The 3,041-nt window shown below is 56.2% G+C and carries 3 protein-coding genes; all 3 read left to right on the top strand.

Annotated elements, in window-relative coordinates; translation table 11 throughout:
* Positions 1–79 precede the first annotated feature (79 nt).
* From proB to proC, 3 genes are read left to right on the top strand one after another with little or no spacing between them, the layout of a single operon-like run.
* Positions 80–889 (top strand): glutamate 5-kinase, encoded by an 810-nt coding sequence (gene proB / locus D7X94_RS17690; protein WP_120429128.1) that lies wholly within the window; start codon positions 80–82, stop codon positions 887–889.
* Positions 886–2,133, top strand: a complete 1,248-nt coding sequence (locus D7X94_RS17685; protein WP_120429126.1) for a glutamate-5-semialdehyde dehydrogenase — start codon at positions 886–888, stop codon at positions 2,131–2,133. Before proB ends, D7X94_RS17685 begins: the two co-directional genes overlap by 4 nt.
* A gap of 15 nt (positions 2,134–2,148) precedes the next feature.
* Positions 2,149–2,964 carry a pyrroline-5-carboxylate reductase gene (gene proC, locus D7X94_RS17680; protein WP_120429124.1) on the top strand — a complete coding sequence of 272 codons (816 nt, stop codon included), beginning with the start codon at positions 2,149–2,151 and terminating at the stop codon, positions 2,962–2,964.
* Positions 2,965–3,041 lie beyond the last annotated feature (77 nt).

Below are 3,041 nucleotides of genomic sequence, written 5' to 3'. Positions count from 1 at the left end.
CTTTTGCTTTTTTGCGTTTCCTTTTCAGTAAAAATCTGTTATACTTTATTATGCTACTATTGTAGAAGGAGGCGGTGGAATGAACGAAAAACGCCTGGTGGTCAAGGTGGGCACATCCACTCTGACCCATAGCTCCGGCGCGCTGAACCTGCATAGCATGGAACGGCTGGTGCGAGTTCTGTCTGATTTAAGCGGCGAGGGAAGGCAGGTGATCCTGGTGACCTCCGGCGCCATTGCTGTGGGAACCGCCCGCATGGGTTTGGAACAGAGGCCGGATTCCCTGGGGATGAAACAGGCGGCCGCCGCAGTAGGTCAGTGCCGCATGATGCATATTTATGATAAATTTTTTACCGAGTATAACCGTACGATGGCCCAGATTCTGCTTACAGGCGACGATGTGGAAGAGCCTTCCAGGGCGGAGCATCTGCGCCGGACCTTTTCGGCGCTGTTGGATATTGGTGTAATTCCCGTAGTGAATGAGAACGACTCGGTATCTTCGGCGGAAATCGAAACAGGGCGGCACAAGGTGCTGGGCGATAACGATACCCTTTCCGCGATTGTGGCGAGACTTTGCGGGGCAGACTTATTGGTGCTGCTCAGCGATATTGACGGCCTCTACAGCGCTGACCCCAGAGCCACCCCTGACGCCAAGCTGTTCCGACAGGTTTCAGAGCTGACCCCAGAGATTCTGCAAATGGCCGGCGGCGCGGGATCCTGGCAGGGCACCGGCGGTATGGCAACAAAACTCTCCGCCGCGAAGATTGCCATGGAGGCGGGATGCGATATGGTGATTGCCAATGGGGCGAATCCGGAGGCGCTGTATGAGATTCTAGAGGGAAAAAAGATTGGAACCCGGTTTACGGCCCGGAAAAAGGAGGAATTGCTGTGACAGAGTTGGAAAGGCAGGGAGCGGCGGCAAAGGAGGCTGCTTATACTCTTTCTACTGCGGGGACCCTGAGAAAAAACCGGGTCCTAGAGGCCATTGCCTGCGCCTTGGAGGAGGAACAAGCTCAATGGCTTAAGGCAAACGCGGAAGATTTGGCGGCGGCAAGAGCAGAGGGAATGCGCCCCTCGCTGTTGGACCGGCTGGCGCTGACGCCTCAGCGCATTGCCGGGATCGTGGATGGTGTCCGCCAGGTAGCGGCGCTGCCAGACCCTATCGGCCAGATTGACCATATGAAAACCCGGCCCAATGGCTTGGTAATTGGAAAAAAGCGCGTGCCCTTGGGTGTTGTGGGAATTATCTATGAGGCCCGGCCTAATGTTACTGTAGACGCGGCAGCCCTCTGCCTGAAATCGGGCAACGCCTGCATTCTTCGCGGCGGAAAAGAGGCCATCCGGTCTAATCAGGCTGTGGAGAGGATTATGAGGCGGGCTCTGGAAAAGGCTGGGCTTCCCCGCGAGAGCATTTCCCTGGTACAGGACGTCAGCCGGGAAACGGCTCATGAGCTCATGCATCTGGACAAGTTTTTGGACGTGCTAATTCCCCGAGGGGGAGCAGGCTTGATTCGCACTGTAGCCAAAACGGCCAGCGTCCCGGTAATCCGTACGGGCGAGGGCGTGTGCCATATCTATATTGACCAGGAGGCTGACCTGGACATGGGCGCGCAAATTCTGCATAACGCTAAATGCTCCCGGCCCTCTGTGTGCAACGCGGCAGAATGTGTTGTTGTGCATCAGACTGTGGCAGAGGAATTTTGGAAGAGAGCCCTGCTTCTGCTGGATCAGGATCAAGTGGAGCTGCGTTGTGACCGGGAAGCGTTGAAAATTTTAGGAGAAAGGGGCATCCTGGCGGAAGAGAGCGACTGGGACGCGGAATACGGGGACTATACCCTGGCGGTGCGGACTGTAAAGGATATCGAAGAGGCGGTCCAGTTCGTCAACACTCACAGCACGGGGCACTCCGAGACAATTGTTACAGGAAGCTATTCCGCCGCACAGTACTTTTTGAACGCTGTGGACGCAGCCGCAGTATATGTAAACGCCTCCACGCGATTTACAGATGGGGGCGAATTCGGCTTGGGGGCGGAGATTGGCATATCCACCCAGAAAATCCACGCCCGGGGCCCTATGGGGTTGGAAGAACTGACCTCGTATAAATACATTATCTACGGTCAGGGGCAGACACGATAAAGGAGAATGGGGTTCATGGGAAATCCAGAAAAAAAAATTTTAGGTTTTATCGGGACGGGAAATATGGGCGGAGCTCTGGCAAGGGCGGCCCGCCGTCGGACAGTGGGAGAAGATATTCTCCTTGCCAACCGTACACTGGAGAAAGCGGAGGCCTTGGCAGCAGAGCTCCACTGCCGGACGGCAGACAATCTGGCTGCGGCGAGGGAAGCGGACATGCTCTTTCTTGGGGTAAAGCCCCAAGGGATGGCAGGGCTTCTCTCGGAAATTTCGCCGGTGCTGAAGAGCCGGACAGACCGGTTTCTACTGGTCAGCATGGCGGCGGGGCTCACGGTAGGCCGGATCCAGGAGCTGGCTGGAGGAAAGTATCCGGTGATTCGGATTATGCCCAATACCCCGGCGGTAATTGGCCAGGGCATGACATTATATTGCTCCAGTCCAGAGGTGAGAGGCCCGGAGGAGCAGAAATTTTTAGAGCTTATGGCAGGGACAGGGAGGCTTTCGCGAATTCCAGAAGACTTGATGAGTGCCGCAGGCGCTGTAGCAGGATGCGGCCCGGCTTTTGCGGATCTCTTTATGGAGGCATTGGCAGATGGGGGCGTGGCCTGCGGCCTGCCCAGAGCACAGGCTGTAGAGCTGGCCGCCCAAATGCTGGCCGGTGCGGGAAGCCTGCTGCTGGAAACCGGGAAGCACCCCGGCGAACTGAAAGACACCGTCTGCTCACCTGGCGGGTCTACTATTCAAGGTGTGCGGAAGCTGGAAGCGGCAGGGTTTCGCAGCGCAGTGATGGAGGCAGTGATCGCGGCCTGTGAAAAGAGCGATCGTTTGGGGTAACAGTACGGCTCATAAAAAATTTGTTGGAATAGAAGGAAGCCTCTTCTTTTCATCAAGCAAAGCAGGTTTCCGATGAA

Source organism: Acutalibacter sp. 1XD8-33 (assembly GCF_003612555.1).
Classification (GTDB): domain Bacteria; phylum Bacillota; class Clostridia; order Oscillospirales; family Acutalibacteraceae; genus Acutalibacter.
This window is presented reverse-complemented; position numbering and strand designations above follow the sequence as displayed.